Below are 23,380 nucleotides of genomic sequence, written 5' to 3' on the forward strand. Positions count from 1 at the left end.
CAAACAGCCCTGCCCTTTATCCTCCACCTTCCACTCGTCGCAGGTTCTCCCTCAACAAATCCCCTTGTGCTCTCCGGCGCCTCCCGGTAAACAGATGTCCGGGCCGTTTGCGCAGGGCGCGGCCGCAACCGTAACACAGGATGAACAGTCCGGCAGGACCATGACAAATCTTCTCAATCTCACACTTCCCGAACTGGAAGCCTGGACGCAGTCAGAACTGGGCGAACCCAAATTTCGCGCCATGCAACTGTGGCAGTGGATATGGCAGCGCATGGCGCGCGATTTCGACACCATGACCAACATATCCCGCCCCTGCCGCGAGCTTCTGGCCGCCAAGGCCTGTATCGTCTGGCCGGAAGTCAGTGCTGTGGAAGAAAGCCGGGACGGCACCACAAAATTTCTGCTGCGCCTTGAAGACGGCGCGCAAATTGAGACCGTGCTTATCCCTTCTGATTCGCGCGAAGGCGTGCGCCGCTGGACGCAATGCCTCTCCTGCCAGGTGGGGTGCACCATGGGCTGCACCTTCTGCTCCACAGGACAAATGGGCTTTGAGCGCAACATGACCATGGGAGAAATCCTCGGCCAGATTCTGGTGGCCCGGGAACATCTGGGCGATACCCGCCTGCACTGGCCCATACTGCGCAACCTTGTTTTCATGGGTATGGGTGAACCCCTGCTGAACCTGAAAGAAGTCATGCGCTCACTCGAAAGCCTCAATAACGACAAGGGACTGGGATTTTCGCCCCGCCGCATCACGGTTTCCACCTGCGGCATTGAAAAGGGCCTGAAAGAGCTGGGCGAATCCGGGCTGGCCTTTCTGGCCGTATCGCTGCACGCCCCCAACCAGGCGGTGCGCGAGCGCATTATGCCCAAGGCCGCCCGCTGGCGACTGAATGATCTCATGGCAGCACTCAAGTCCTATCCACTCAAAACGCGCGAACACATCACTTTTGAATACCTGATGCTCGGCGGTGTCAACGACAGTCTGGAACACGCCAGAGAACTGGCCCCCCTGGTCAGTGCGGTCAAGGGCAAGCTGAACATCATCGTGTACAACGCTGCAGAAGGCTCCCCTTACCAGGCGCCCAGTGAAGAACGCATACTGGCGTTTGAAAAATACCTCTGGAGCAAAGATATCACTGCCATTATCCGCAAAAGCAAAGGGCAGGACATCAAGGCGGCCTGCGGCCAGCTCAAGGCTGCCCGGCAGAAGGATACAGCCGCGGCGGACGCTGATCCGAAAAATTGCGAATAAAAAGCGTGCCCGCCCCGGACTGCGCAACGGACACGCGCACAACTCTGCGCAGGCCTGGGGCGGTTTTTCCTGCTGACAAAAAAACGGCCCGGCCTTATACAGGCCGGGCCGCTGCATTTATATCCTATGCCTGTTTTTCGCTTGACCGCATCAGCCCTTGAGGACTTGCCTGCCAAGCTCAAGCGCCTTCAGGTTCACCTCCTGAAGTTTCGGGGGCAGGAATTTTTTGATGGCCGCCTCCAGCGCGTCCACACCAAAGGGCAGCACGCCGGAAGCGCATACCGCGCTCAAGAGCACGGTATTGCCGCTCTGCACAGAGCCTGCCTGCCTGCCCAGTTCACGGCAGGGAATAAAAAGGCACTGTCCGGCGATCGCGCGCGCACTGGATTCTATGTGCGCCATATCAGGGTACACGGCCTTGCCCAGCGACACTCCCACGGGCGGCAGCGCGTCGCTGCTGGAAAACACCGTGCCGCCCTGCCGCAGATAGGGCAGGCCACGCAGGGTTTCCAAAGGTTCAAAGCCCAGCATGACGTCAGCCTCGCCAAGGTCCAGTTTGGGCGAACGCCAGCCGCCCAGCAGCATGACAGATTCCACCACGCCGCCGCGCTGGGCCATGCCGTGCACTTCGCCCGCCACCACATCCAGCCCGGCCTCAAGGGCCGTACGGGCCAGCAAGGTCGTGGCCGTAAGGGTTCCCTGGCCGCCCACGCCGGTAAAATAAACGCGCATGCGCTTCTGCTTGTTCTGCATAGTCATTGTCTTTCACCTATCCCTGTCGCTTGCGCGCCTTGAAAGCCCCGGGGGCCACCTGCAAACACACCATGCAGCCCGTGCAGAGGGTCGCATCCACCTCCAGATTGTCGCCGTGGCGATAAAACGCAGGGCAGGCAAGCTCTTCAAGGCAGCGCATGGCTTCCGCCCCCTGTTGCGCCACTACGGCCACCTGGGGGGCAACCTTCTTGAGCTGGCGGCGGGCATAAAGCACACATGGCTCTTCGGTGATAAGCACTCGCACGCCTGGCTTGTCTTTCATGTCATTCAGGGCCGCTGTAAGTGCCTTGATATTGAAGGCACGCACCTTGGCCACTTCGGTCACGCCCATGCCGCGCACAATGGTTTCAATATCCATATGGCTGCTCATGCTGCCGAGCACATCCTGCTGCATGCCGGGATTGGGCTGATGCCCGGTCATGGCCGTGGTGCCGTTGTCCAGAATGACCATAAGTACGTCATGCTGGTTGAAAACGGCGTTGGCAAGCCCGGTCATACCGGAATGGAAAAAAGTGGAGTCGCCGATAAAGGCAATGACGGGTTTTTCCGAGGCCCGGGCAAAACCGCTGCCTGCCGAGATGGATGAACCCATGCACACCAGAAAGTCAGCCGTGCGCAGGGGGGGCAGAAGTCCCAGAGTGTAGCAGCCGATATCGCTGGAATAATAGGCCTCGTCCCCAAAGATCTGCCGTACCGTATAATACACGGCGCGGTGCGAACAGCCGGGGCACAGGTTGGGCGGACGGCCCGGCAGATCTGGCTCCATGCTGCGCGGCTCCCGCACGGGACAGGTTTCATCAAACCAACGGGCCAGACGGCGCGTGACAAGTGTGGTGGAATACTCGCCCTGATGGGTGAGAATGTCGTCTTTGCCTTCAATGCTCACGGAAAGACCACGCCGCTGCACCAGAACACGAATGTCCTGTTCCAGCAGGTCCTCCCCCTCTTCCAGCACCAGCACCCGCTCGCATCCGGCAAGGAAAGTGCAGATTTTTTCTTCGGGCAGGGGCCAGGTCATACCCAGTTCCAGCACACGTACGCGACCCTCCCATCCATTGGCGGCCAGCGCATCAGCCAGATAGTTGCGCGAAACACCGCTGGTGATGATGCCCAGTTTTGTGATTTCGGCAGGTTCGGCAATCGTATTGAAGGAACTTTCTTCCGCGGCCTGACGGGCACGGGCCATCAGTTCGTCCAGCACCACATGCCGCTTGCGGGCCACGGCAGGCACAGGAACAAAACGAGCTGGGTCACGCTGGAAATCCTTTTTGGGCTGCGGCGCGGGCAAGGCATCAAAATCCACAGGACCACGCAAATGGCTGATCCGCGTTGTGGTGCGCAGCAGCACGGGCTGTTCAAGGCGACGCGCCAGGCTGAAGGCCTCGCGCGTCATGTCCTTGGCTTCCTGCGCCGAGGCCGGTTCAAAACAGGGCAGCATGGCAAAACGCGCGTAATAGCGGTTGTCCTGCTCGTTCTGGCTGGAGTGGCAGCCGGGGTCATCGGCAGAAAGTACAACCAGGCCACCGGGCAGGCCCGTATACACCGCCGTAAACAACGGGTCGGCGGCCACGTTAAGCCCCACATGCTTCATGGTCACAAGGCTCATGGCCCCGCCAAGGGCAGCGCCTGCGGCCACCTCCATGGCAACCTTCTCGTTGACGGAATATTCCAGCCGGTAACGGCCCTCACCGCCGATGCGATGGAAAGTGTCCGGCACTTCGGACGAAGGCGTACCCGGATAACAGGTAACCACATGCACACCGGCCTCAAGAGCGCCACGCACAATGGCCTCGTTGCCCAACAACAGATGGCGCTCACCTTGGGCGCCGTGCAACAGGGGATTGTTGCTCATGCTTCCTCCCGGCCCCGGCGCATGGCTCGCGGGCCGCACTGATAATGCAAGGTGCGCCCGGTGGCGCACCCTTTTATTGCACAACAACCCGCAGTGCGGAGCATCTTGCGGGTTGTCGTCTGAAACTGTTACGGTTTGGACGGTGTGTCTTTTTGTCCGGCGGCATCCGGCTTGGGCTTGGCATCCGCAGCGGGAGATTCCGGCGCGACGGGTTCGTCGGCAGCAGCCAGCGTGGGATCCAGTTCGGCAGCGCGGGTGCGCAGGTAGCTGCTGTTCACGCCGTCAGTTTCGCGGGCCAGAGCCAGATAGGTACGGGCGGCCAGTTCTTTCTGACCTGCGGCAATGGCCGCTTCGGCCAGCATCTGACGCAGTTGGGGCGCGCTGGCTCCGCCGGGCAGGGCATTTTGCAATCCCTGCAGCAGGGTCAGGGCCTGTGCGTTTTTTCCGGCCTGAAGCAGAATACCGGCCTCACCCAGGGCAGCAGAAAGGCTGAAAGCGCCGTCCGTGCTCTTGGCGGCCTTGCCGTAAGCCTGGGCAGCGGTGTCGTAATCACCGTTGGCCAGAGCGCTCTGGGCCAGGGCCATATAGGCTGCGAAGCGCGTGGACGAAGGCACGCTCTCTGCCAACTGGGCCAGAGCCTTGACCTGATCTGCACCGCTGTGCTGCAGCGTGGCGCGGGCCAGGGCATCACGGGCTTCTTCGGCCCGCGAATCACCGTGCCAGTTATAAATGCCGGTGCCTACAAGCACCAGCAGAAAAACCACCAGCACACCGGCAATAAGTCCGGCGTGGCGCAGCATGAATTGCAGAAGGGGTGCGCTTTCGTGGCTCACCTCGGCCTGCAGGTCACGCAACAGGGGCGCGTCGCCCGCGCCTTGATTCTTTTGCGGATTCATGTATCAAAAACTCCTTAGGGGCGAAATCGCCGCCGTTTCCGGCGTGTGCGCAGAGCGCTCACGTGGGGACAGGCTCAGGACGGAAGTCTTCTTCATAGGCCATAAAACGTCCATCTGTCAAAACAAATATCCCCCGGCCAGAGCCGCAAAGGCGCGCTCATGGCCGCTGCCACAAGGAGCTTGCATGACGCCGGCTGAAGAAATGGCGCGTCTTGGCGCGCAGGCAAAGGATGCGGCGCGGGCCATGACCAGGGCCACGCCCGAAGCCAAGAACCAGGCCCTGCTGGGCTTGGCGCAACTGCTGCATCAGCGCGAACCGGAAATTCTGGCCGCCAACGCCCGCGATATTGAAGCTGCCCGGGCCGCCGGGCAGGATGCGGCACGGCTGGACCGCCTTACGCTGACTTCGGCCATTATGGAAGAAATGCGCGCCGCCTGCGCCCATGTGGCCAACCTGCCAGACCCTGTCGGCGCTACCGAAAGCCAGTGGCAACGGCCCAACGGCTTGCTGGTAGGCAAGATGCGCATACCGCTCGGCGTGATCGCCATGGTTTACGAGGCCCGCCCCAATGTAACCATTGATGCGGCCATCCTGTGCATCAAGGCGGGTAATGCCGTTATTCTGCGTGGCGGCAGCGAGGCCATACACTCCAACACAGCCCTGGCCCAGACCCTGCAAGAAGCCATGGTCCAGGCCGGGCTGCCCGCTTCGGCGGCGCAGCTTGTGACGGTCCCGGGGCATGAGGCTGTGAACGCCCTGTGCAAGCTTGACCAGTATATTGACGTGATCATCCCCCGCGGCGGCGAAAGGCTTGTACGCGCGGTTACCGAAGCCGCCACCATGCCCGTGCTCAAGCACTTCAAGGGCGTGTGCCACGCCTATATCGAGCCGGACGCCGACCTTGAGCGCGCGCTGGATATTGTTTTTAACGGCAAGGTGCAGCGGCCAGGCGTATGTAACGCCCTGGAATGCCTGCTTGTACACAAGGATGCAGCCTCGGCCTTTCTGCCCCTGGTGGCGGAAAAACTCGGCGCGGCGGGCGTGGAATTTCGGGCTGACACCACGGCCCTGCCCCTTATGAACAAGGCCCCGCAAGGCCGCGTTGTTCCCCAGCGGGCTGAAGACCTTGGTCAGGAATTTCATGATCTTGTTCTCGCCGTTCGCGTGGTGGACAGTATGGATGAAGCGCTGGACCACATTGCCCGCTATGGATCCAACCATACAGAAATCATCTGCACCAATGACTATGCCAAGGCCATGCGCTTTCTGCGCGAAGCCGATGCCTCCATGGTGGCGGTCAATGCATCCAGCCGCTTCAACGACGGCGGGCAGCTCGGCCTGGGCGCGGAGATCGGCATATCCACCTCCAAGCTGCATGCTTACGGGGCCATGGGCGTTGAAGAACTGACCACCACCAAATTTGTGGTGTTGGGGCAGGGGCAGGTGCGGCAGTAGTGACCATACGGCGCACTCTGCGGCCCACAGCAGACTCTGCAAGCCCGCCCACGGGACGGGCCATCCTGGGGGGCAGTTTTAATCCGCCCCACGTGGGACATCTGCGGCTGGCCATTGAGGCCGCCGAAGCCCTGGCATCCCTGACCGACGGTGTTGACCTGATTCCCTGTGCGGTGCCGCCGCACAAGGCCATGATCGGCATGCTGCCCTTTGACCTGCGCGCCCGGATGCTGGAAGCCAGCATAGCGGATCTGCCTTTTCTGCGCTGTAACAGGCTTGAAGGCCAACGCCGGGGACCGTCCTATACCTGGGATACCCTGCTTGCCTACCGCGAGGCCGCTCCGGATACAGAGCTTTACTTCATACTCGGCAGCCCGGACTTTGCCCTGCTGCCCACCTGGCACAGGGGTCTGGAACTGCCCGGCCTGTGCCACTTCGTTGTCGTGCCGCGAGACGGGCAGGACGGCCGTGACATGGCAACCACCGCCACTCGCCTGTGGCCCGAGGCCGAAGAGTGTGAACCGCTGGTGGGCGAAGGTCCCTGTATGGTCTTGCCTGGTGGAGGCATGGCGCATTTTTTGCCCTTACCGTGGCTTGATGTGAGCGCATCGCGCCTGCGCGCCTTGTGGCTGGCACACCGGAGAGTGGATTTTCTGCTGCCCCGGGCGGCTTTTGAAATCCTGCGTGAAAGCGAAGAAACCGTGCGAACACACTGGCAACAGGCAGGAAGCCCATGCTGACAACTGCCCCCAAGGATATACGTGAAAACATTGCCCGCGCTGTAGGCTACTTGCGGCGGGATGAAGTGGAACGTTCCCTGCTGGCCATGAGCGAAGCCCTGCGGCGCATGGCCGAGGTCAGAATGTTGCGCTCCGCCAGGGCTGAACTGGATATCCAGATCAGCGAATTTCTGGCCTCCCTTATCCATCATCAGACCATGCAGCCCCTGTTGGATCCGGAGCATACGGGCAAGCCCAGAAGCATTCCCTTTCAGCAGGGCAAAGAAGCCGCCCTGGCTACTGTGCTGGACGGGCTGGGGCGAATTTTGCAAAAAGAGGCAGAAAACTGTGTACAGGCTGAACTTGCCGCACGGATGGAGCGTAAAAAGCACCTCATTGAAACAGGCCTGCAGTTCGTGCGCGAAGGCCAGACCGCCAAAGGACGGGCCTTTTTAAAGCGCGTTGTGGAAGAATTCAGCCGGGAAGATGGCATACGCGTACAGGTTGGACAAATTTTTTCCGCAGCGGGGCTGTATCAAGAAGCTGCGGAAATGTATGAAGAAGCCATTACAATCCAACCAAGAGAGCCTGCCGCCTACACAGGGGCCGTAGCTGCGTGGATGGAACTGCGCGAGTACGAAAAAGCCGAAAACATCTATAAGGCCGTGCTGCGCACCTTTGGCGGGCACCCCTCGACCTTCGGCAAGATGGCTGCGCTCTACCTGGCATGGCGCAAACGACAGGCCGCAGAAGACATGGCCTTTCGAGCACTTCAGGAAGACCCGGGGCAACCAGACGCCCTGGAGGTTATCGCAGCGCTGGAGCGCCGGTAACACGATACCGCCGCTCATGCCTGGCAGATACTTTCCGCCGAATAGAACCAACTGGCAGCGCCCTCCCCCGGCGCCCCATCCGGCGCAGCCCGGCACCATCGGCAGACAGCATGAAAAACTGCCGTGCGGCACCAAGCGCGCCCATTGCCATTCCGCGCAAGATGCGCTATACACTGCCTTCGGTCACGGGGGCTACACCCAGACCTGCGGAGAGGTAGCGAAGCTGGCCGTAACGCGCTCGACTCGAAATCGAGTTGTCCCTTAATCGGGGCACGTGGGTTCGAATCCCACCCTCTCCGCCATATGATAATAAAACAGGCTGTTATGCATTTGTGCATAACAGCCTGTTTTTTAAAATCTATAGATTGTGGTTCGGTTTGCGGTTCTCTGACACAAAAGCGTACGCACCAGAGCAGTGGTGATGTCACTGCTCTCCTTGCGCAGGTCTGGCCGGAGCCTGAAGAAAACCGTTCTACTTTGGCCATGAATGCACACCACACGCTACAAGACAACGAAGAGCTATTCATACATTGCCATATTCTAAACATAATCCCGCGCACATTGCATCACGCCCCAAAGTCATCCTCTGATTGGAGGACAATGCGAATTTACCGTTTGCCTGAGGCCTGAAACTCTCTGGGCGTAACGCCGAACTTCTTGCGAAAAGCCTCGCTGAAATGGCTCAGGCTCTGATACCCGATATGCATGCCCGCCTCCGTAACGTTCATTACACCTGATGCCAGCAACTCACGGGCCATTTCAAGACGATAATTTCTAAAATATTCAAATACCGGCATGCCGAAAACCTGCTTGAAGCCAAATTTCAATTTTTTTTCATTTATCCCGGCCAGCTTCGCCAGTTGCATTATGGACGGCGGATTTTCCATATCCTGAAGCAACAGCTCTCTGGCATCCCTGATGCGGTTCACGTCCAAAGCCGTAAGCCTGGCCGTCGTGGCGGCAGGTTCAGGCGACAGGTACTCCGCAAGCTGCAGGCCGATCAGCTCAAGCGCCCGGGCTTCCAGGTGCAGCCTGCGCAACGGGCCAGCGTATGCGGCCCCCAGCACGTCTGCCACAAGGCGCATCTTGAGGGGACATTGCCGCCCGACCCACTGGAAAGCCGTGCTTTTACCGCACATGGCGCCCACCAGGCCCTTGGGCAGCTTTGACCGCTCCAGTTCCACATAGTCTTCCAGAAATTCCGGCGCGGCCAGAATGCTCAAACGCTGCATCCCCCCCCTGCAGTCCAGCACACCACTTGTTTCAGGAAGGTAGGTGATGCGGTTGCTGCCGCCCGTGTGCACGCACTGGGTACGGCTGAGTGCCCCCTGTGCGTAACGGCAGCAATTCAGCCCGGCGAGCATAAATCCGAAGATCACTGGCGAAGAATCAATGGCAAATTCCGTCCGGCAGTGAACAGCCGCAGGCACACGAGCGAACTGCAGCGCCAGCCCCGGCTTGAGCACCAGAGGACTGGTTCCTGTCATCTTGTACACATTGGAAGCGGCAAAGGCCGCCATGTCGGGATTACGGTTCATGGCATGCAGTAAAAAGATGGCGCCCACCCTGGGTGCTGCACAGGGGATTGTTGCTCATGCTTCCTCCTCCCGGCCCGGCCTGCGGCTCGCGGGCCGCACTGATAATACAAGCCTGTCCCCGGCGGGGACAGTTTTTGGCCCCCCGGGGGTTAGTCCTTCTGTTCAATGGAGTGTACTGAAAAGAACATTCAATTTCAACAACAGGCAGGACCAACATGCGCAACCTTTCCCTGAGCCTCGCAGCCCTCGGGCTGTGCCTGAGCGTCACGACGGCAACAGCAAAACCAGGCCCCGCGGCCCCGGACTACACGCTGGACGCCATAACGGTTACCGCCACCAAGCGTGAGCAGAAAATCAAGGATATTGCCACAAGCATATCCACCGCCACTGATCTTGACCTGGAAAATGCCGCTGCCCACACCCTGAAGGACGCCACCCGGCTTTTCCCCAACGTGCACATGAAAAGCACCAGTTCGGGTAATGAAATTGTCATCCGTGGGTTTTCCACCTGGGATACGGCCCTGCAATCACCGGCCGGACTGTATGTGGACGAGATCCCCTACCCCATTTCCTACATGCAGAACCTCTACCTGCTGGATATTGACAAAGTAGAGGTCCTGCGCGGCCCGCAGGGAACTCTTTTCGGCCAGAACAGCGAATCCGGCGTGGTCAACCTGACGCGCCGCGTGCCGGACGACCAGGTACGGGCGCACATTTTTACCGATGCCGGCACCTACAATACCTACCGTCTGGGGGCTGCCGCCTCCGCGCCCCTTCTTGAAGACAGGGCTTATTTTTCCGGCAGTTTCTTACGCCATCAAAGCGATGGCTATGTGGACAACCTGTATAAAGACAGCACCCGCGCCGCGCGGCACGAATCCACCTCCGGCAGGGGCATGCTGCGTCTGACGCCAACAGACAGGCTGGACCTGCGTTTCTCGCTGGATGCCTCACGCCAGGAAGATGGCGTGGGAACCATGCGCCTCGACACCGGTCCCTACCGTTCCAACAGGTGGGAAGTGCGCTCAGATGCCGCGGATTCGTCTTCCGCAAACTTTACCTTGCCTGCACTGATTGCCAGTTATATGGGTGATGCTGTCAAACTTACGTCCATTTCCAGCTATACGGCATACAACTACGAGATGAAGAGCGACATTGACAGAACCCCGCTGCCTACCGGTGTTTCAGACATGCAGATCAATCAGCGCTGTTTTACGCAAGAGTTGCGTCTGGCTTCTGTGGGCAAATCACGTCTCTCATGGGTGACCGGAACATACCTCGGCTCGTCAAGAACAGAAACAGACATGAATCGCCTCATGCAGCGCGCCGTGGCCCGGTCCTACCTTCATACGGACTATATCAGCGACACGGGAGCGCTTTTCGGCCAGAGCACGTGGTCCATCGTTGAAGGTCTGCGACTGACCCTGGGCCTGCGCGCCGAACATACGCGGCTGAACGGCGAACAGACCTACCGCACCATGGCCTCGCGGCGGCACTACACCAAGGATGTCTCCTACACGGAACTGCTGCCCATGGCCTCGCTTTCGTGGGACGCCACAGACAATATCACCCCGTACATTTCCTGGTCACAGGGCTATCTGCCCGGCGGGTTCAACGTCTTTTCAGCCAACAACCGCAGCAATTTTTATTATGAGCCGGAGTACAGCACCAACTATGAGCTAGGACTGAAAACCCACTGGCTGGACGACCGGCTTACGGCCAATGTTACTGCTTTTTATTCCTCCATCCGCGACAAGCAGGTGCGGGAAGAAGACCCCTCCGGCGGTGTGGGTACATGGAAGTTCACCAACTCCGCCCAGGCCCACTCCTCGGGGCTGGAAGCGGAAATAAAGGCCTATCCGCTGCCCGGCCTGGAGCTGCGGGGAGGCGTGGGCTACGCCCGCTCGATAGTGGACGACTGGACCACCACGGTTAACGGCGTTAAAAGGGACTTCAGCGGCAAACGCCTGCCCTGGGCTCCGGAGCTGACCTATAATGTGGGCGTGGGCTATACACATGAAACCGGGCTGTTCGCCCAGGTGGACCTCTTCGGCGCCGGAAAACAGTATTTTGACGCAGAAAACACTCTCAGCGACCCGGGCTACCAGACCATAAACGCCCAGATCGGCTACCACGGCGACAACTGGGATGTTTCCGTGTGGGGCAAGAACGTTCTGGACGCCCGCTATGCCACCAAAAAACTGGCTGCAGCAGGCCAGACCATTGTGGAAGACGGCGCGCCCATGACGTTTGGCGTCAGCGTGGGCTGGAGGTTCTAGCCATGACAGCACACAGCATGACTCCAATGGCAGCGCTGCCATTCGCGACCCTTTCGGACTGGCTTGTGGCCCCGGTACGCATGGCTCTGCTCGGTCTGGCCCTGGAGCTGGAACTGCCGGATATTCTTGACAGCAGTCACAGCCTGCCCGACATTGCCGCCTCGTTGCAGGCGCATTGCGGCAAAACAGCGGACGCCGCACGGCTGACGAGTCTTATGGATGCAATGACCGCAGCCGGGCTGGCCCACAAAAATGGCGGCAGGTACTCCAACAGCCATTTCGCAGGGGACTATCTGCGCAAAAATTCTCCGGCATACCTTGGGGACCTGATCGCCTCGCTGACCGGCATGCAGCACCGCAACCTTTCCAGCCTGCGCCAGCGCCTCTTTGACGAGGCCCCTGCACCGGCGGAAAGCAGGCAAAGTCCCCCAACAGACCTGCGCGGCGAGGCCCACTGGAAGCGTTCAATGACGGGGCTGGCCGCATACCAGAAGGCCGGCGCGGCCAGCAGCCTGGCGCGGTTGATTGCGGCTCTTCCCGGTGCGGCGCAGTTCGCCTCCATGCTGGATCTGGGCTGCGGACCGGGAATCACGGCCCTGTACGTGGCAGGCATGTTGCCGAGGCTGCATGTGACGCTTTGCGATTTTGCCCCTGTGCTGGACATGGCCCGGACCGAAGCAGAAACTCTGGGCCTGTCCGGACGTGTGTGCCTGAAGCCCGGTGATTTCAATGTATGTGACCTTGGCCTTGGGTACGACCTTGTGTGGGCCTGCCAAAGCCTTTATTACGCCAGCGACCTGCATGCCTTCATGAAAAAAATTCACCGGGCCTTGCGTCCCGGCGGTCTGTTCGTCAGCGTTCATGAGGGGGTGCGGGAAGGGATCGCCCCTGCGGAGCTTGTGCTTTCACGGCTTTCTCTGGCTATGGAGGGTCAGGATGTTTCCCTGGCGCACGGGCAGATGGCTGCCGCCGCCACCGCCGCCGGACTGGAACGCCTTGACGCGCAGTCCGTACCCATGCTCTTTGGAGAAGCCCATATGGAAGTGTTTCAGAAATCTTGCAAGGAAGACGCAGGAGATCACGCATGAAGTTCATGATGCTGTTGCCCGCGCTGCTGCTCCTTGCACTGGGGTGCCCCGCCCATGCCGCCTCTTCAGTAGAAGAAGCGGCCCCGGCCGGCCTGGCGCCCTTGCGGCTGGCGGCGCCCTTTGTGCCGCAGGCCCTGCCTCTGCTGCACGCCGGAGAAAGCGAAGCGTTCCGCAAGGCCGGGGCGACGGCTGCATTTACCTTCTGGCGTTCACCGGAGCAGCTGCGCGCGCTTGTGGCAAACGGGCAGGCAGACGCGGCAGTAACCGCTCTGCCCACAGCGGCAGTGCTGGCCCGGCGCGGTGTGCCGTGCAGGGTTCTGGCGGCCTACGCCGCTCCCCTGTGGCTGGTGGGTCCGACCCATCTGGCGCATGACGGCGAGCCGCCTGCCGACACCTTCCGATGACTGCTTGAAAACGCGGTACTTTTACCGTTCGGCCCCGGCAACATGCCGGAGCTTGCCCTGCGCATGCTGGCCGCGCAAGCAGGCATTGACTGCACGCCCCGCCACTGCGGCAGCGCTATGGAAGCCCTCAACCTGCTGCGTCTCGGTCAGGGCAGCGTGGCGCTCCTGCCGGAACCTTCGGCCTCCATAGCCACAGCCGACGGCGAATTCGCCCAATTGCTGGACCTGCGCGACGTATGGGCCACCGCCTTTCCCGAGCATCCGGACATGGCCGCAGCGTGCCTTGTGGCAGTGGGACCTGTCGCGCACGATCCGTCCTTGCGCGCATTGCTGCGCCAAAGCTTTGCGCAGGGGATGCGTCAGATGGCCGATGCGCCGGAAAGCGTCCTTGCCGCAGCAGCCGAACGCCACATGGAATTCAATGTAATCCGCGAACGTGTGCCGGACGGAGGCGCTGCCCTGCTGCGCTCCGCATCACTGCTCACAGGTGAAAGAGGAAAAAAGGCCGTGTTGTTCGTGCTGCAGCAATTGCATGAACTTTCGCCGTCTTCAGTGGGCGGCGCCCTGCCTGCGGACGATTTCTGGGATATGGGTCACGATGGATAATACCCGGACGGTAAAAAGATCTGCCGCCTTTCGCTGGCGTCTGGCAGGCTGCCTGTGCTTTCTGGGCGCGTGGCAATGGGCCTCTGTCCATGCCGGAAGCCTGGCCCTGGCATCACCTGTGGAGACGTGGCGGGCACTAATGGACATGGCCGCGCATCCGGCCTTCTGGACACAGGGCATGCTGCCAACTCTGGGACGGGTGCTGTCCGGCTTCGGGCTGGGGCTTGTGGTGGGAGGCGCACTGGGATGGGCCGCCGGCATCTGCCCCGCGGCCGGTTTTATGCTGCTGCCCTTCCGCTGGGTCCTGTCCAGCGTACCCGGCGTGGTGCTGGTCATTCTGGCCATGCTCTGGTGCGGCGTCGGTTCGGCCATGATCATCCTGATTGTGGCCCTGACCAGCATACCAACCATTTATAATGGCGCTTCAGGAGGGACTGCGCGCTGTTGACCCGGCGCTGTGCGAAATGGCCCGTGCCTACAAGATCAGCCTGCACAAACGGTTTACAGAACTGTACCTGCCCGCGGTTGCCGCACCGCTGGTTTCGGCATGCGTGGTAGCCCTTGGCGGCGGCATGCGCGTTGCCATTCTGGGTGAAACCCTCGGGGCCTCGCAGGGGCTGGGCTACATGCTGGCTCTGGCAAGGGCGGACCTGGACACGCCCAAACTGTACGCCGTGGCCCTGGTCAGTATGCTGCTGGTCAGCGTCATCGAAGCCACATTTTTGCGCTGCCTGCGTAAAAAACTGCATTGCGGAGCACGTTCTTCATGAATCCTGTAGTCACACTTTACGGCGTGGGACACTGCTTCGGGGCACGCACGGTGCTGCGCGGCGTTGATTTTACCCTCATGCCCGGCAGTTGCGCGGTGCTTACCGGACCCAGCGGCACGGGCAAATCCACCCTGATCCGCATCATGACCGGACTGCTGCGCCCGCAGGAAGGAGCTGCAACGCTTGCAGCCCGCCGGGTGGGCTTTGTCTTTCAGGAGCCGCGCCTCCTGCCCTGGCGCACGGCCCTGCAAAATGTCCTGCTGCCTTGCGAGCCACAAACCCCGCAAGCACGCCGCAACGCCCTTGACCTGCTGGAAGCCGTTGGTCTGTCCGCCGCCGCAGACCTGCTCCCCCAGGAGCTGTCCGGCGGTATGCGCCAGCGCGTTTCCCTGGCGCGCGCGCTGGCGGTACGCCCGGATCTGCTTGTTCTGGACGAACCGTTCACGGGGCTGGACGGCCCCCTGCGCGACGACATGAAAAAGCTCATTGAAGACCTGATGCATGACGGCCATGCCAAGGCCGCCACGGCTGTGGTGCAGGTGGCGCACCACGAACAGGACATCCTGCGCCACGCCGATGCGCATTTTCGCCTGGAACACGGCACGCTGGCCGCCGGGCAGCGCAGCCTGCCCTGATCCGGCCGCTGGATGTCCGGCAAAGGGCCTGCTAGACTGCACCGCGAAGCAGACCGGGCCGCAAAAACTCCGGGGCCGCCGCACCGGCGGCAGACGCGACACGGCGCAATGGCATCCGTAAAAGGTAAAGAGCATGCTGTACAGTATAAAAATGCGCGCTGAAAGCGGTTCACGGCACATTTCAGGGGCAGAGCGCATCGTGGAGCGCCGGGACATGGCTCAGGCCATGGATGCCCTGACCCGCCGGGGCATGGAGCATCCCAACGGCCCGGCCGAGGCGGTTACTGTTACTGTGCGCCCCATAACGCGGCCCCTTGTGTACATTCAGGCCCTGCCCGTGCATGAACCGCACGTACGCGACCAGCATGAGGCCCGGCAGGTCCTGACTGAAGAACTGCGGGGCATGGCTCTGGACCCATCCCCGGTGCTCGACCTGCTGTATAGTTTGCGCAAGCCCATGCGCGGAGCTGTGCTTCTGGACGTGACCGGCATGAAACGTCTGGAACCTGAGCCGCAACGGGGGGTGCGGGCAACGTGCATGGATTACACGGGCAACAGATGTGAAGGCAAAAACCATTTCAGGGAGGCCCTCTGCCTTGCCAGCAAGGTGGCCCACTGCCCCCAGATCATCGGCGAACTGTGCATCTCTGACGATCCGGATTATACCACAGGCTACTTTGCCTCACAGCTCAGAGGCTACGTGCGCATCCATCACATCAAACAGGCCGGACAACAGTTGGGCGGGCGCATTTTTCTTTTCAGGGGCCAGCAGGCCGAGATCGGACAGTGTATGGACTACCTTGAAAACCAGCCGGTCATGGTTGTTATGGAGTCTCTGTGAGCGACGTTGCCGCCAGGCTCGAAACCATCAGGGCCGCGCACCTGTACCGGCGCCTGCGCACGCTTTCCACACCGCAGGACAGGAAAGTCGTCATCGACGGGCGACGCGTGCTGCTCTTTTCTTCCAACAGTTATCTGGGCCTCGGCATCAACGCGCATATCCGCCGCAGCGCGGTGCGCGCACTGGAAAAATTTGGCACCGGGGCTGGCGGGTCGCGCCTGGTTACGGGCAACATGACACCGCACATGCAGCTTGAATCTGCCCTGGCGGCATTCAAGGGCAGCGAATCCGCCCTGGCCTTTACCAGCGGCTATACGGCCAATATGGGCGTTATCAGCGCCCTGTGCCACAAGGATACGGTCATCTTCAGCGATGCGCTCAACCATGCCAGCATCATTGACGGCTGCCGCCTGGCGCGGGGGCGTACCGTTGTTTACGCCCACAACGATATGGACGACCTGCTGGAAAAAATCCGGCAACTGCGCCCCAGGCAGGGCTTTATCATCACCGACGGCGTATTCAGCATGGACGGTGATCTGGCACGGCTGCCGGAACTGGCCCACATTGCCCGCAGTTACGGCCTGACACTTATGGTGGATGATGCCCATGCCACAGGCGTGCTGGGCGCTACGGGACGAGGTACGCTGGAACACTTCGGTCTCAGCCATGAGGATGTTCCGGTTGTCACGGGCACGCTCAGCAAGGCCATTCCCAGTGAAGGCGGTTTTGTCTGCGGCAGTGAGATCCTTTGCGAACTGCTCAGGAATACGGCGCGACCCTTTATTTTTACCACTGCTCCTTCACCTGCCGCCGTTGCCGCCGCCACTGCGGGCATCGGGCATATTGCCGCGCACCCCGGACTGGTGCGCCGCCTTCAGGACAACGTGGCCTATTTTACCGGCAGCCTGGCTGAACAGGGTATGCGCGTACCGGGGCAAAGCCCCATCATCCCCATCATGGCCGGTGAAGAAGAAAAAGCCGTGCGCGCTGCGGAAGCCCTGCTGGCTCTGGGGGTATTTGCCCCCTGCATCCGTTATCCCACAGTGCCGAGAGGGCAGGCGCGGCTGCGGCTGACTGTCATGGCCTCCCACACCCGTGACGACCTGGATCATGCGGCGGTCAGCCTGCGCAAGGCCTTGGCAGGCGTTTAAAAAATCCTGTTTCCGGCGTCAGCGGCGTGCGCCGCCGAACCATCGGCGCTTCAGGCACACTTTGCCCGAAGATCAGGCCTGATGCATTTCACTGCAAACAACACGATTTCTGCCGGTTTTTTTGGCCCGATACAGGCAGGAGTCGGCCTCTTTGACCGTCATCTCAAAAACAGAAGCACTGTCCGGCAGCGGCCCGTTGAGGTCGATGCAACTCACCCCCAGGCTGGCCGTAATGGCAATGTCATGCCCCTCGTACGCCAGCGGCTCCGCGCAGATATGCCGCCGCAACCGTTCCGCCACACTGTAGCCCGGCTGCAGTCCCATGCCGGGCAAAAGCAGGATGAATTCCTCCCCGCCGTACCGGCAGCACAGGTCATCTTCGCGCAGCTGCGAAAGAAATATCTGGGCCATGTGACGCAGCACCGCATCGCCACAGGCATGCCCCCACGTGTCGTTGATTTTTTTAAAGTAGTCGATATCGGCCATGATAACGGCGGCCTGCCCCTGGTCCGGCGGATCTTTCAGCATGTCCATGGCCCGGCTGATAAAGGCGCGGCGGTTCAGCAGGCCTGTCAGGGAATCACGGCAGGACATTTCCTTGTATCTGGAGGAAAGGCGGGTGAGTTTGGACACGCTCTTGTCCAGCTCCTCAACCATTGTGTTGAAAGCCGTGGAAAAATCGCCAAGAAAATTGGCCCGGTGCTGGTATTCTCCTTTGGCGATGCAGCGGGCCTGCCACGTCAGGTGGCGCAGGTTGGCCTGTAGCGCCTTGAGTGAGCCGATAACATAGCCTCTTTCATTGCAGTTGTAAGTCAGTTCTCCCCTGCCCAGGGCGTCCGTCATGTGGCGTATGCCCCAAAGCAGTTCACAAAGCTGCTCCATGCCGCCCGCATGGCGGATATTTTCAGGGATCTCGTCGCACTCGATCACTCTGCGGCTCAAAACCGCATGCACATAACTTATCACATCCTCTACCGGCGACTTTCCGTCACGGGCAACAAAAGCGCTGTCCCCATTTTCGGCCATGCTACACCACCTTGCAGATCTGCCCTATTGTATTTCGCACAGATCATTACAGAACAGTCCGGATGCCGTGCCTGGTTTCCGCACATATGCGGCAGCGCCCCTTGAGAGACCTTCGGGCGCAGCAGGCCGTTGCCCGTAATATCCGGCAGCAGCCTGCTACGGATGCACGCCGGGGCGCTCAAACCATCCGGCAGGCCGGTGCGCGCGAAACAACGGTAATAGTATTATATAAATACACTCCCCCCAGCAAACAACGATTTATTACATTCGATATTTCTGAAGAATTTTATCGAGCAGTGAAAACAATTTACATTTAAATTATTTTTGGCTTTACTTTGGAAGAAGAAAAACAAGAACTTGACTACATGCTCCGCAAACTCAATGCCATACTGTGCCTTCTGCCGGCGCAAAGCATCCTTGCCCGAACGCTTCCAGTTTATGGAAAGTCCCCTCCGCCCAAGCCGCAAGCCCGGCTGACGGGCACACAGTAATTGACCTCAGGACAGCACGAGGCGCTTCATGAACCGGATCGCACCAACCATATTCTTTTTGGGCATCATCTTCGCGCTGCCGTCAGCACAGCCGTTTGCCGACAAAGCCTTTGCCCGTCAGGCGGACCTGTCGCTCCCCATGCGGCGGCAGGTTGCCCCATTTTTCCCTGCCGGCTCCCTCCGCACACTGCAAAGCACCGGGCCGTCCACCTTCAATCTGCACATGGCTGGCAACAGCACCACTACTTCTTCAGGCACAACAGAAGAAACCGCGGCAAGGCCTGACGCCGATCCGGCAGACGAGGCAGCCGGAGCAGCGGATCAGGATGAACCGTCGTTATTTCATCAGAACAAACCTGTTATCTTTCTTGCGGTGACGATACTTGCAGCCTTCGGCTATCAGGGCCTTGCATCGCATAAAAAAAAGAAGCTTTCAAAATTGCAGAACTGTGACGCCCTTACCGGTCTGCATAATCTGCACAGCTTTAAAAACGAATGTATCGCGCACCTCAGACAAAAAGACGGACACTCACACGCCATTGTACAGTTCGATATCAGCAGGTTCAAACTCATCAATGACAAATTCGGCTTTACAGAAGGAGACAGCCTGCTGTGCGTGTGCGGCGAGGCGCTCCACTCCGCCCTGGCGGACACAGAGTTTTGCGCCCGAAGCTTTGCAGACCAGTTTACCGCCTTTCTTCGCTATGACGACCTGCACTCCCTGAAAGAACGCATTTACAGCATCATCAATACCATTGAGCAGTGGCGTGCCGGGAGCGGCATGCCCACCAGGATAGAACTGCGCTGCGGGGTATATATCCTCGACAGGCACAGCCACACCCTCGATGACATCCAGCAGGCCATGGATCTGGCGGGCTATGCGTTGCAGGAATCGAAAAAACGCGGAAAAAGCAAGATGGTGCTCTATGATGAAAGCATGCGCAAGACATCGCTGCTCCATCAGGACCTCAAGGACAGCATCACCACGGCTCTGGAGCGGGAGGAGCTGAAAGTATGGTTTCAGCCCAAGGTGAACATGCTCTCCAATTCCGTGATCGGCAGCGAAGCCCTCGCGCGCTGGTACCATCCGGTGCACGGCCTTCTGCTGCCGGGGAAATTCATGCCTCTTTTTGAGCACAGCGGCGATGTACTGCGTGTGGATTTTTACATTTTTGAACAGGTCTGCAAAACCATACATCAATGGGAACGCGACGGCATCATGGCAAGCACCGTATCGTGCAATTTTTCAAGCCAGCACTTCGAGCGCCCGGAATTCTGCCGCCGGCTGGTAGAAATCGCCTCACGGCACTCCGTACCCCATGAGCTTCTTGAAGTGGAAATCACGGAAAGCACCATGCTGCAAAACCCAGATGCGGCCAATATACAGATAAAACGCCTTCGGGGTCTGGGCTTCAGGACAACCATTGACGACTTTGGCTCCGGCTATTCCTCGCTTGGCCTGCTGCAGCTTTTCGCTGCCGACGTCATCAAGTTTGACAGAAGTTTTGTAAAACGGAATATCGCTGGCAAAAGGGCGCAGATCGTGCTTGGCAGCATGATAGAGCTGACGCGCCAGCTTGGTATGAGCGCCATCTGCGAAGGTGTCGAAACGAAGGAGCAGGCCAGTATCCTCATGCAGCACGGCTGCTATAATGCCCAGGGCTTCTACTACGCGCGGCCCATGCCCGCAGACCAGTTTAAAAAACTGCTGCGCGTGGGGCGGATTTCGCCCGAAAGAGCCGGCAGTACGGCATGACCCAAAACACTCATGCTGTAGCGTACGCAGACAAAAACGCCCCGGCCAGATGTTCTCTGGCCGGGGACCGTTTGGCAGCCCCGTTGTGCGCCGTTGCCCCGGGCGCAGCTCAGGCAAGCCGAATAAAATCAGAACATCAGCTAGGTAAGCTTGTTGCCGTCAATAGCCCTTCTGACCAGAGCGTAAAAAAACTCCTGCATAAGACAGCCGGAAGACAGCCCCTCAACCCTGCCCTGCAAAATATCGCCACCGGCTTCACTGGGATACAGGTATTGCGATCCCATGCCGCTGCGCACCCAGTCCGGATTGATGTTTTCTTTTTTCAACAGTTTCAACAGCCATTCCGCGGGAATGGCCATGCGCTTTTTGGCGTCTGAAATGCAGGATTGTGAAACACCCAAAAATTTTGCCAGCTCCTGCTGCGTCTTGCAGCCGGTAACCGACTTTATTCGTTCCATAGCGAGGGAGTAATCAAAAAAATTATTATCCATCATCTTGCTCCTGATCTTATGCCTTCGGCATAACATGAATAATTGCTTCTTCCAGGGCTTCCGCCAGACGTGCATAAGCACCTCCCCCATTAGGCGGGGCCGCTTGTATTCGTATGATTACATTCAAAGAATGAAAGTCAGCAGGGCGTCATACTCCAGGGAGCGGCCCTGCCACCGCAACAAACCTGGAGTCCCACTAGGGACCGTCATCAAAAAAGTGGAACATCTCCAAGAGGAAGGAGGTTACGTCAAAGCAGATGTCAGCATGTCATTGGTGGACTGCGATAAACAAAATGACATATACAACATTATAAATATTCATACTTGTGTTAACGAGTCACGCAAAACAGGCACTAAAACTGCTATCAGGCACATTAAATAGATCATGCTATACAAAAACAAGATGCCTGCCTGTGCCTCTGGGGGCCAGACTACTGTCCCGCACTGGAGCGCGTCAATAAATTTTGTCATTCGATATTGGAATAAAAATATCTATAATAAAGCAGTACAGACATATAAAACCACATCTTCATACTGCTGACCTGTGCCGAAATAGAACCTGTCATACCATAGATCAAATTATTACTGTCAAGATGGGTAAAAATACGATCCGCTCACGAACACAGCAGTTTCACAGGTTATGCCTTTGCTCATATGACATCTTCACTGTTTTTTAAAAAACCATGACATCAATGCCCCCGGCGTGGCAAACCTCGTTATGCACTGTGTCAGCAAACAATAACTCCCTCATGCATTCCTGCAGCAGTGCGCATCAGCAATCCTTCACCCCCCCCCGCAAATGCCCATACGCCGTACACGCATATTCTGATATATGATTAAATTGACAAATTTCGCCGACATCTGGATAAATTGAAACCATATTATCAGAGCCGGAAATCCGAAGCGCTGAACTCATACATCAACTCCGAACAAAGTTGGAAACCGCATGAAATCACGTCGCTATGTTTTCAGTTGGGACTTTATCGGCGATATCCAGAAAGGACGGCCTAACCTCGGCAACTCCGTCAGCATCGAAGCATACAGGCTTTTCCTGTATACCATGCGTGACGTGCTGGAAGAAAGTTACGGTACTGAAGAGTCAGAAAAAATTCTCTACCGTGCCGGCTTTCTTGCCGGTGAAAACGTTGTAGAAAACTACCTGCCCGGGTATACGCTGTTTGATGATTTTGTGGCTGCCCTGCATGACCTTCTGCTTGAAAAAAAGATCGGCATACTGCGCATAGAATCCAGCGACCTTTCCACAAACACCTTTTGCATCACCGTTTCGGAAGATGTGGACTGCTCCGGCCTGCCTGAATGCGATCATGTTATCTGCACCTACGACGAAGGCTTCGTGGCGGGTCTTTTCAGCTCCTTCACGGGGCGGCGATTTACCGCAAAAGAGGTGGACTGCTGGTGCACCGGCGACAGGACATGCCGCTTTGTTGTCCAGCTGACTGAAGAGCATGCGGCCCCCCTGCGGGATGATTAGACGCGGCGACGCCACTAGCGCGCGGCACGCGCCCGGCACCGCAAAACAGCTATCAGCCCTCCCAATGAGCATGCCCTCTGATGATACAAGCTGCATCTGGAATGCGCACAACCATGAAGCCTTCGCTGCGGCCCAACGGCAAAAAACCCTCGTAAAAGTGGCCTGCTGCCTTTCCTGGAAAGGACGCCCGAAAGACATGATCCTGTACGGTCGTCTACGCTCCGTCACCGGGCGCGAAGCCGTCTTTGTGGTCCTTGACAGGGAAGTATTGCCCCGCCGGTGCAGAATGCAGGTAAATACGTGCGAATTCTTTTTCTGCCTGGATACCAGAAAAGGGGCCGCGGTCGTGGAACGCCTCGGCTACAGGGGCGCAGGACGGATAATGGGGGTCAAAAAAAACGCCCGGGAAGAAATCAGCCAGGTGCACCTGCGCCTGTGCAACAGGTGTTTTGTACGCCGTATGCGGCGCGATAAAAGAATCATGTGGCGCAGCCGGTACTGCCGTGCTTCGGGCGTGATGCGCCTGGTACATCTGCCCCAGCTTGTGTGTGATCTTAAAACCCTGCTGCACCGGCACAACCATATGCCCATAGCAGACACGCAAATACTGAATCTCTCCGCGCGCGGCGCGTGCGCCCTCATGCCGCTGGAGCCGGAGCTGAAAAGCTTTTCCGGCAAGCCTGACCTGCTGCTCTACATGATCCCCGACAGCCCGCCCCCTGCCGATGTTCCCTATATCTTTCTCGGCAAAAAGGTGGGTTTTCTGCCTGCAGCGCATACAGAACATCTGGCGGTGCGCATGCACTTTGCCTATGAGCTTGACTGGAGCAACCCCGAGCAACGGCTCAGATGGAGAGACATATCCCCCTGCGGCTCCTCACGCCTGCGCGAGCATCTCAACCACTACCAGGACAGCGCTGAAAACGAACAGTGGTTCGACATCTGAACGCTGCCGCCGGAACTGCAGCCCCACAACTACTGCCGCATGAACCGGACTTTTTCCGGGCGGCTTGCCGCCGCCCGGGTA

At 58.9% G+C, this 23,380-nt stretch carries 22 protein-coding genes and 1 tRNA gene; 17 read left to right on the forward strand and 6 right to left on the reverse strand.

The window, feature by feature from the left end; translation table 11 throughout:
• Positions 1-160: 160 nt before the first annotated feature.
• Positions 161-1,255: a dual-specificity RNA methyltransferase RlmN gene (rlmN, locus tag ACZ495_RS09365; RefSeq protein ID WP_041724640.1), complete on the forward strand. Its 1,095-nt coding sequence runs from the start codon at positions 161-163 to the stop codon at positions 1,253-1,255.
• Positions 1,256-1,405: 150 nt separating this feature from the next.
• Here the strand turns inward: rlmN and ACZ495_RS09370 are convergent, their stop codons facing one another.
• The 3 genes from ACZ495_RS09370 to ACZ495_RS09380 form a co-directional block, all read right to left on the reverse strand.
• Positions 1,406-2,014 (reverse strand): indolepyruvate oxidoreductase subunit beta, encoded by a 609-nt coding sequence (locus tag ACZ495_RS09370; RefSeq protein WP_012624084.1) that lies wholly within the window; start codon positions 2,012-2,014, stop codon positions 1,406-1,408.
• Between the two features lie 10 nt (positions 2,015-2,024).
• A complete protein-coding gene (iorA, locus tag ACZ495_RS09375) occupies positions 2,025-3,881 on the reverse strand; it encodes an indolepyruvate ferredoxin oxidoreductase subunit alpha (protein WP_296984641.1) in 1,857 nt (618 codons plus the stop codon).
• Between the two features lie 128 nt (positions 3,882-4,009).
• Positions 4,010-4,777, reverse strand: a complete 768-nt coding sequence (locus ACZ495_RS09380) for a tetratricopeptide repeat protein (protein ID WP_464262119.1) — start codon at positions 4,775-4,777, stop codon at positions 4,010-4,012.
• Between the two features lie 184 nt (positions 4,778-4,961).
• Between ACZ495_RS09380 and ACZ495_RS09385 the strand changes: the two genes are divergently transcribed.
• The 4 genes from ACZ495_RS09385 (at position 4,962) to ACZ495_RS09400 (ending at position 8,087) form a co-directional block, all read left to right on the forward strand.
• The gene (locus tag ACZ495_RS09385) at positions 4,962-6,233 is read left to right on the forward strand and encodes a glutamate-5-semialdehyde dehydrogenase (protein WP_012624081.1); all 1,272 of its coding nucleotides are present in this window, start codon (positions 4,962-4,964) and stop codon (positions 6,231-6,233) included.
• Positions 6,233-6,973, forward strand: a complete 741-nt coding sequence (locus tag ACZ495_RS09390; RefSeq protein ID WP_012624080.1) for a nicotinate-nicotinamide nucleotide adenylyltransferase — start codon at positions 6,233-6,235, stop codon at positions 6,971-6,973. The genes ACZ495_RS09385 and ACZ495_RS09390 overlap by 1 nt, the downstream gene beginning before the upstream one ends.
• Complete coding sequence (locus ACZ495_RS09395; protein WP_072311558.1) at positions 6,967-7,785, forward strand: tetratricopeptide repeat protein; 819 nt, start codon at positions 6,967-6,969, stop codon at positions 7,783-7,785. The genes ACZ495_RS09390 and ACZ495_RS09395 overlap by 7 nt, the downstream gene beginning before the upstream one ends.
• A 208-nt stretch (positions 7,786-7,993) precedes the next feature.
• Positions 7,994-8,087: transfer RNA gene (locus ACZ495_RS09400), tRNA-Ser, on the forward strand.
• A gap of 306 nt (positions 8,088-8,393) precedes the next feature.
• Here ACZ495_RS09400 and ACZ495_RS09405 read toward each other — a convergent pair.
• A complete protein-coding gene (locus ACZ495_RS09405) occupies positions 8,394-9,323 on the reverse strand; it encodes a helix-turn-helix transcriptional regulator (protein ID WP_394026387.1) in 930 nt (309 codons plus the stop codon).
• A 215-nt stretch (positions 9,324-9,538) separates the two neighbouring features.
• Between ACZ495_RS09405 and ACZ495_RS09410 the strand changes: the two genes are divergently transcribed.
• The 9 genes from ACZ495_RS09410 (at position 9,539) to bioF (ending at position 17,097) form a co-directional block, all read left to right on the forward strand.
• Complete coding sequence (locus ACZ495_RS09410) at positions 9,539-11,602, forward strand: TonB-dependent receptor (protein ID WP_464262120.1); 2,064 nt, start codon at positions 9,539-9,541, stop codon at positions 11,600-11,602.
• Between the two features lie 2 nt (positions 11,603-11,604).
• Positions 11,605-12,690, forward strand: coding sequence for a class I SAM-dependent methyltransferase (locus ACZ495_RS09415; RefSeq protein ID WP_464262121.1), 1,086 nt, complete (start codon positions 11,605-11,607; stop codon positions 12,688-12,690).
• The gene (locus ACZ495_RS09420; protein WP_464262122.1) at positions 12,687-13,094 is read left to right on the forward strand and encodes a hypothetical protein; all 408 of its coding nucleotides are present in this window, start codon (positions 12,687-12,689) and stop codon (positions 13,092-13,094) included. Before ACZ495_RS09415 ends, ACZ495_RS09420 begins: the two co-directional genes overlap by 4 nt.
• 63 nt (positions 13,095-13,157) lie before the next feature.
• On the forward strand, positions 13,158-13,700 hold the full coding sequence (locus tag ACZ495_RS09425; protein WP_464262123.1) for a hypothetical protein: 543 nt from the start codon (positions 13,158-13,160) through the stop codon (positions 13,698-13,700).
• Positions 13,693-14,148 carry a hypothetical protein gene (locus tag ACZ495_RS09430; protein WP_464262124.1) on the forward strand — a complete coding sequence of 152 codons (456 nt, stop codon included), beginning with the start codon at positions 13,693-13,695 and terminating at the stop codon, positions 14,146-14,148. The genes ACZ495_RS09425 and ACZ495_RS09430 overlap by 8 nt, the downstream gene beginning before the upstream one ends.
• Complete coding sequence (locus tag ACZ495_RS09435) at positions 14,117-14,470, forward strand: ABC transporter permease (protein ID WP_464262125.1); 354 nt, start codon at positions 14,117-14,119, stop codon at positions 14,468-14,470. The genes ACZ495_RS09430 and ACZ495_RS09435 overlap by 32 nt, the downstream gene beginning before the upstream one ends.
• Complete coding sequence (locus ACZ495_RS09440; RefSeq protein WP_464262126.1) at positions 14,467-15,105, forward strand: ABC transporter ATP-binding protein; 639 nt, start codon at positions 14,467-14,469, stop codon at positions 15,103-15,105. The genes ACZ495_RS09435 and ACZ495_RS09440 overlap by 4 nt, the downstream gene beginning before the upstream one ends.
• 133 nt (positions 15,106-15,238) lie before the next feature.
• Entirely contained in the window at positions 15,239-15,946 is a 708-nt protein-coding gene (locus ACZ495_RS09445) for a 6-carboxyhexanoate--CoA ligase (protein WP_394026397.1), read from the forward strand.
• Positions 15,943-17,097, forward strand: coding sequence for an 8-amino-7-oxononanoate synthase (gene bioF / locus ACZ495_RS09450; protein ID WP_464262127.1), 1,155 nt, complete (start codon positions 15,943-15,945; stop codon positions 17,095-17,097). Before ACZ495_RS09445 ends, bioF begins: the two co-directional genes overlap by 4 nt.
• A gap of 72 nt (positions 17,098-17,169) precedes the next feature.
• Here the strand turns inward: bioF and ACZ495_RS09455 are convergent, their stop codons facing one another.
• The gene (locus ACZ495_RS09455; protein WP_012624064.1) at positions 17,170-18,123 is read right to left on the reverse strand and encodes a GGDEF domain-containing protein; all 954 of its coding nucleotides are present in this window, start codon (positions 18,121-18,123) and stop codon (positions 17,170-17,172) included.
• Positions 18,124-18,642: 519 nt separating this feature from the next.
• Here ACZ495_RS09455 and ACZ495_RS09460 point away from each other — a divergent pair.
• Positions 18,643-20,370: a putative bifunctional diguanylate cyclase/phosphodiesterase gene (locus ACZ495_RS09460; RefSeq protein ID WP_464262128.1), complete on the forward strand. Its 1,728-nt coding sequence runs from the start codon at positions 18,643-18,645 to the stop codon at positions 20,368-20,370.
• 140 nt (positions 20,371-20,510) lie between these two features.
• On the opposite strand, the gene ACZ495_RS09465 is transcribed toward ACZ495_RS09460, so the two are convergent.
• Positions 20,511-20,864, reverse strand: coding sequence for a helix-turn-helix domain-containing protein (locus ACZ495_RS09465; RefSeq protein ID WP_081428268.1), 354 nt, complete (start codon positions 20,862-20,864; stop codon positions 20,511-20,513).
• Positions 20,865-21,807: 943 nt separating this feature from the next.
• Between ACZ495_RS09465 and ACZ495_RS09470 the strand changes: the two genes are divergently transcribed.
• Positions 21,808-22,353: a V4R domain-containing protein gene (locus ACZ495_RS09470; RefSeq protein ID WP_012624061.1), complete on the forward strand. Its 546-nt coding sequence runs from the start codon at positions 21,808-21,810 to the stop codon at positions 22,351-22,353.
• A gap of 64 nt (positions 22,354-22,417) precedes the next feature.
• Positions 22,418-23,299: a hypothetical protein gene (locus ACZ495_RS09475; RefSeq protein ID WP_464262129.1), complete on the forward strand. Its 882-nt coding sequence runs from the start codon at positions 22,418-22,420 to the stop codon at positions 23,297-23,299.
• Positions 23,300-23,380: the final 81 nt, after the last annotated feature.

Source organism: Desulfovibrio sp. GTC20076, from assembly GCF_055385905.1.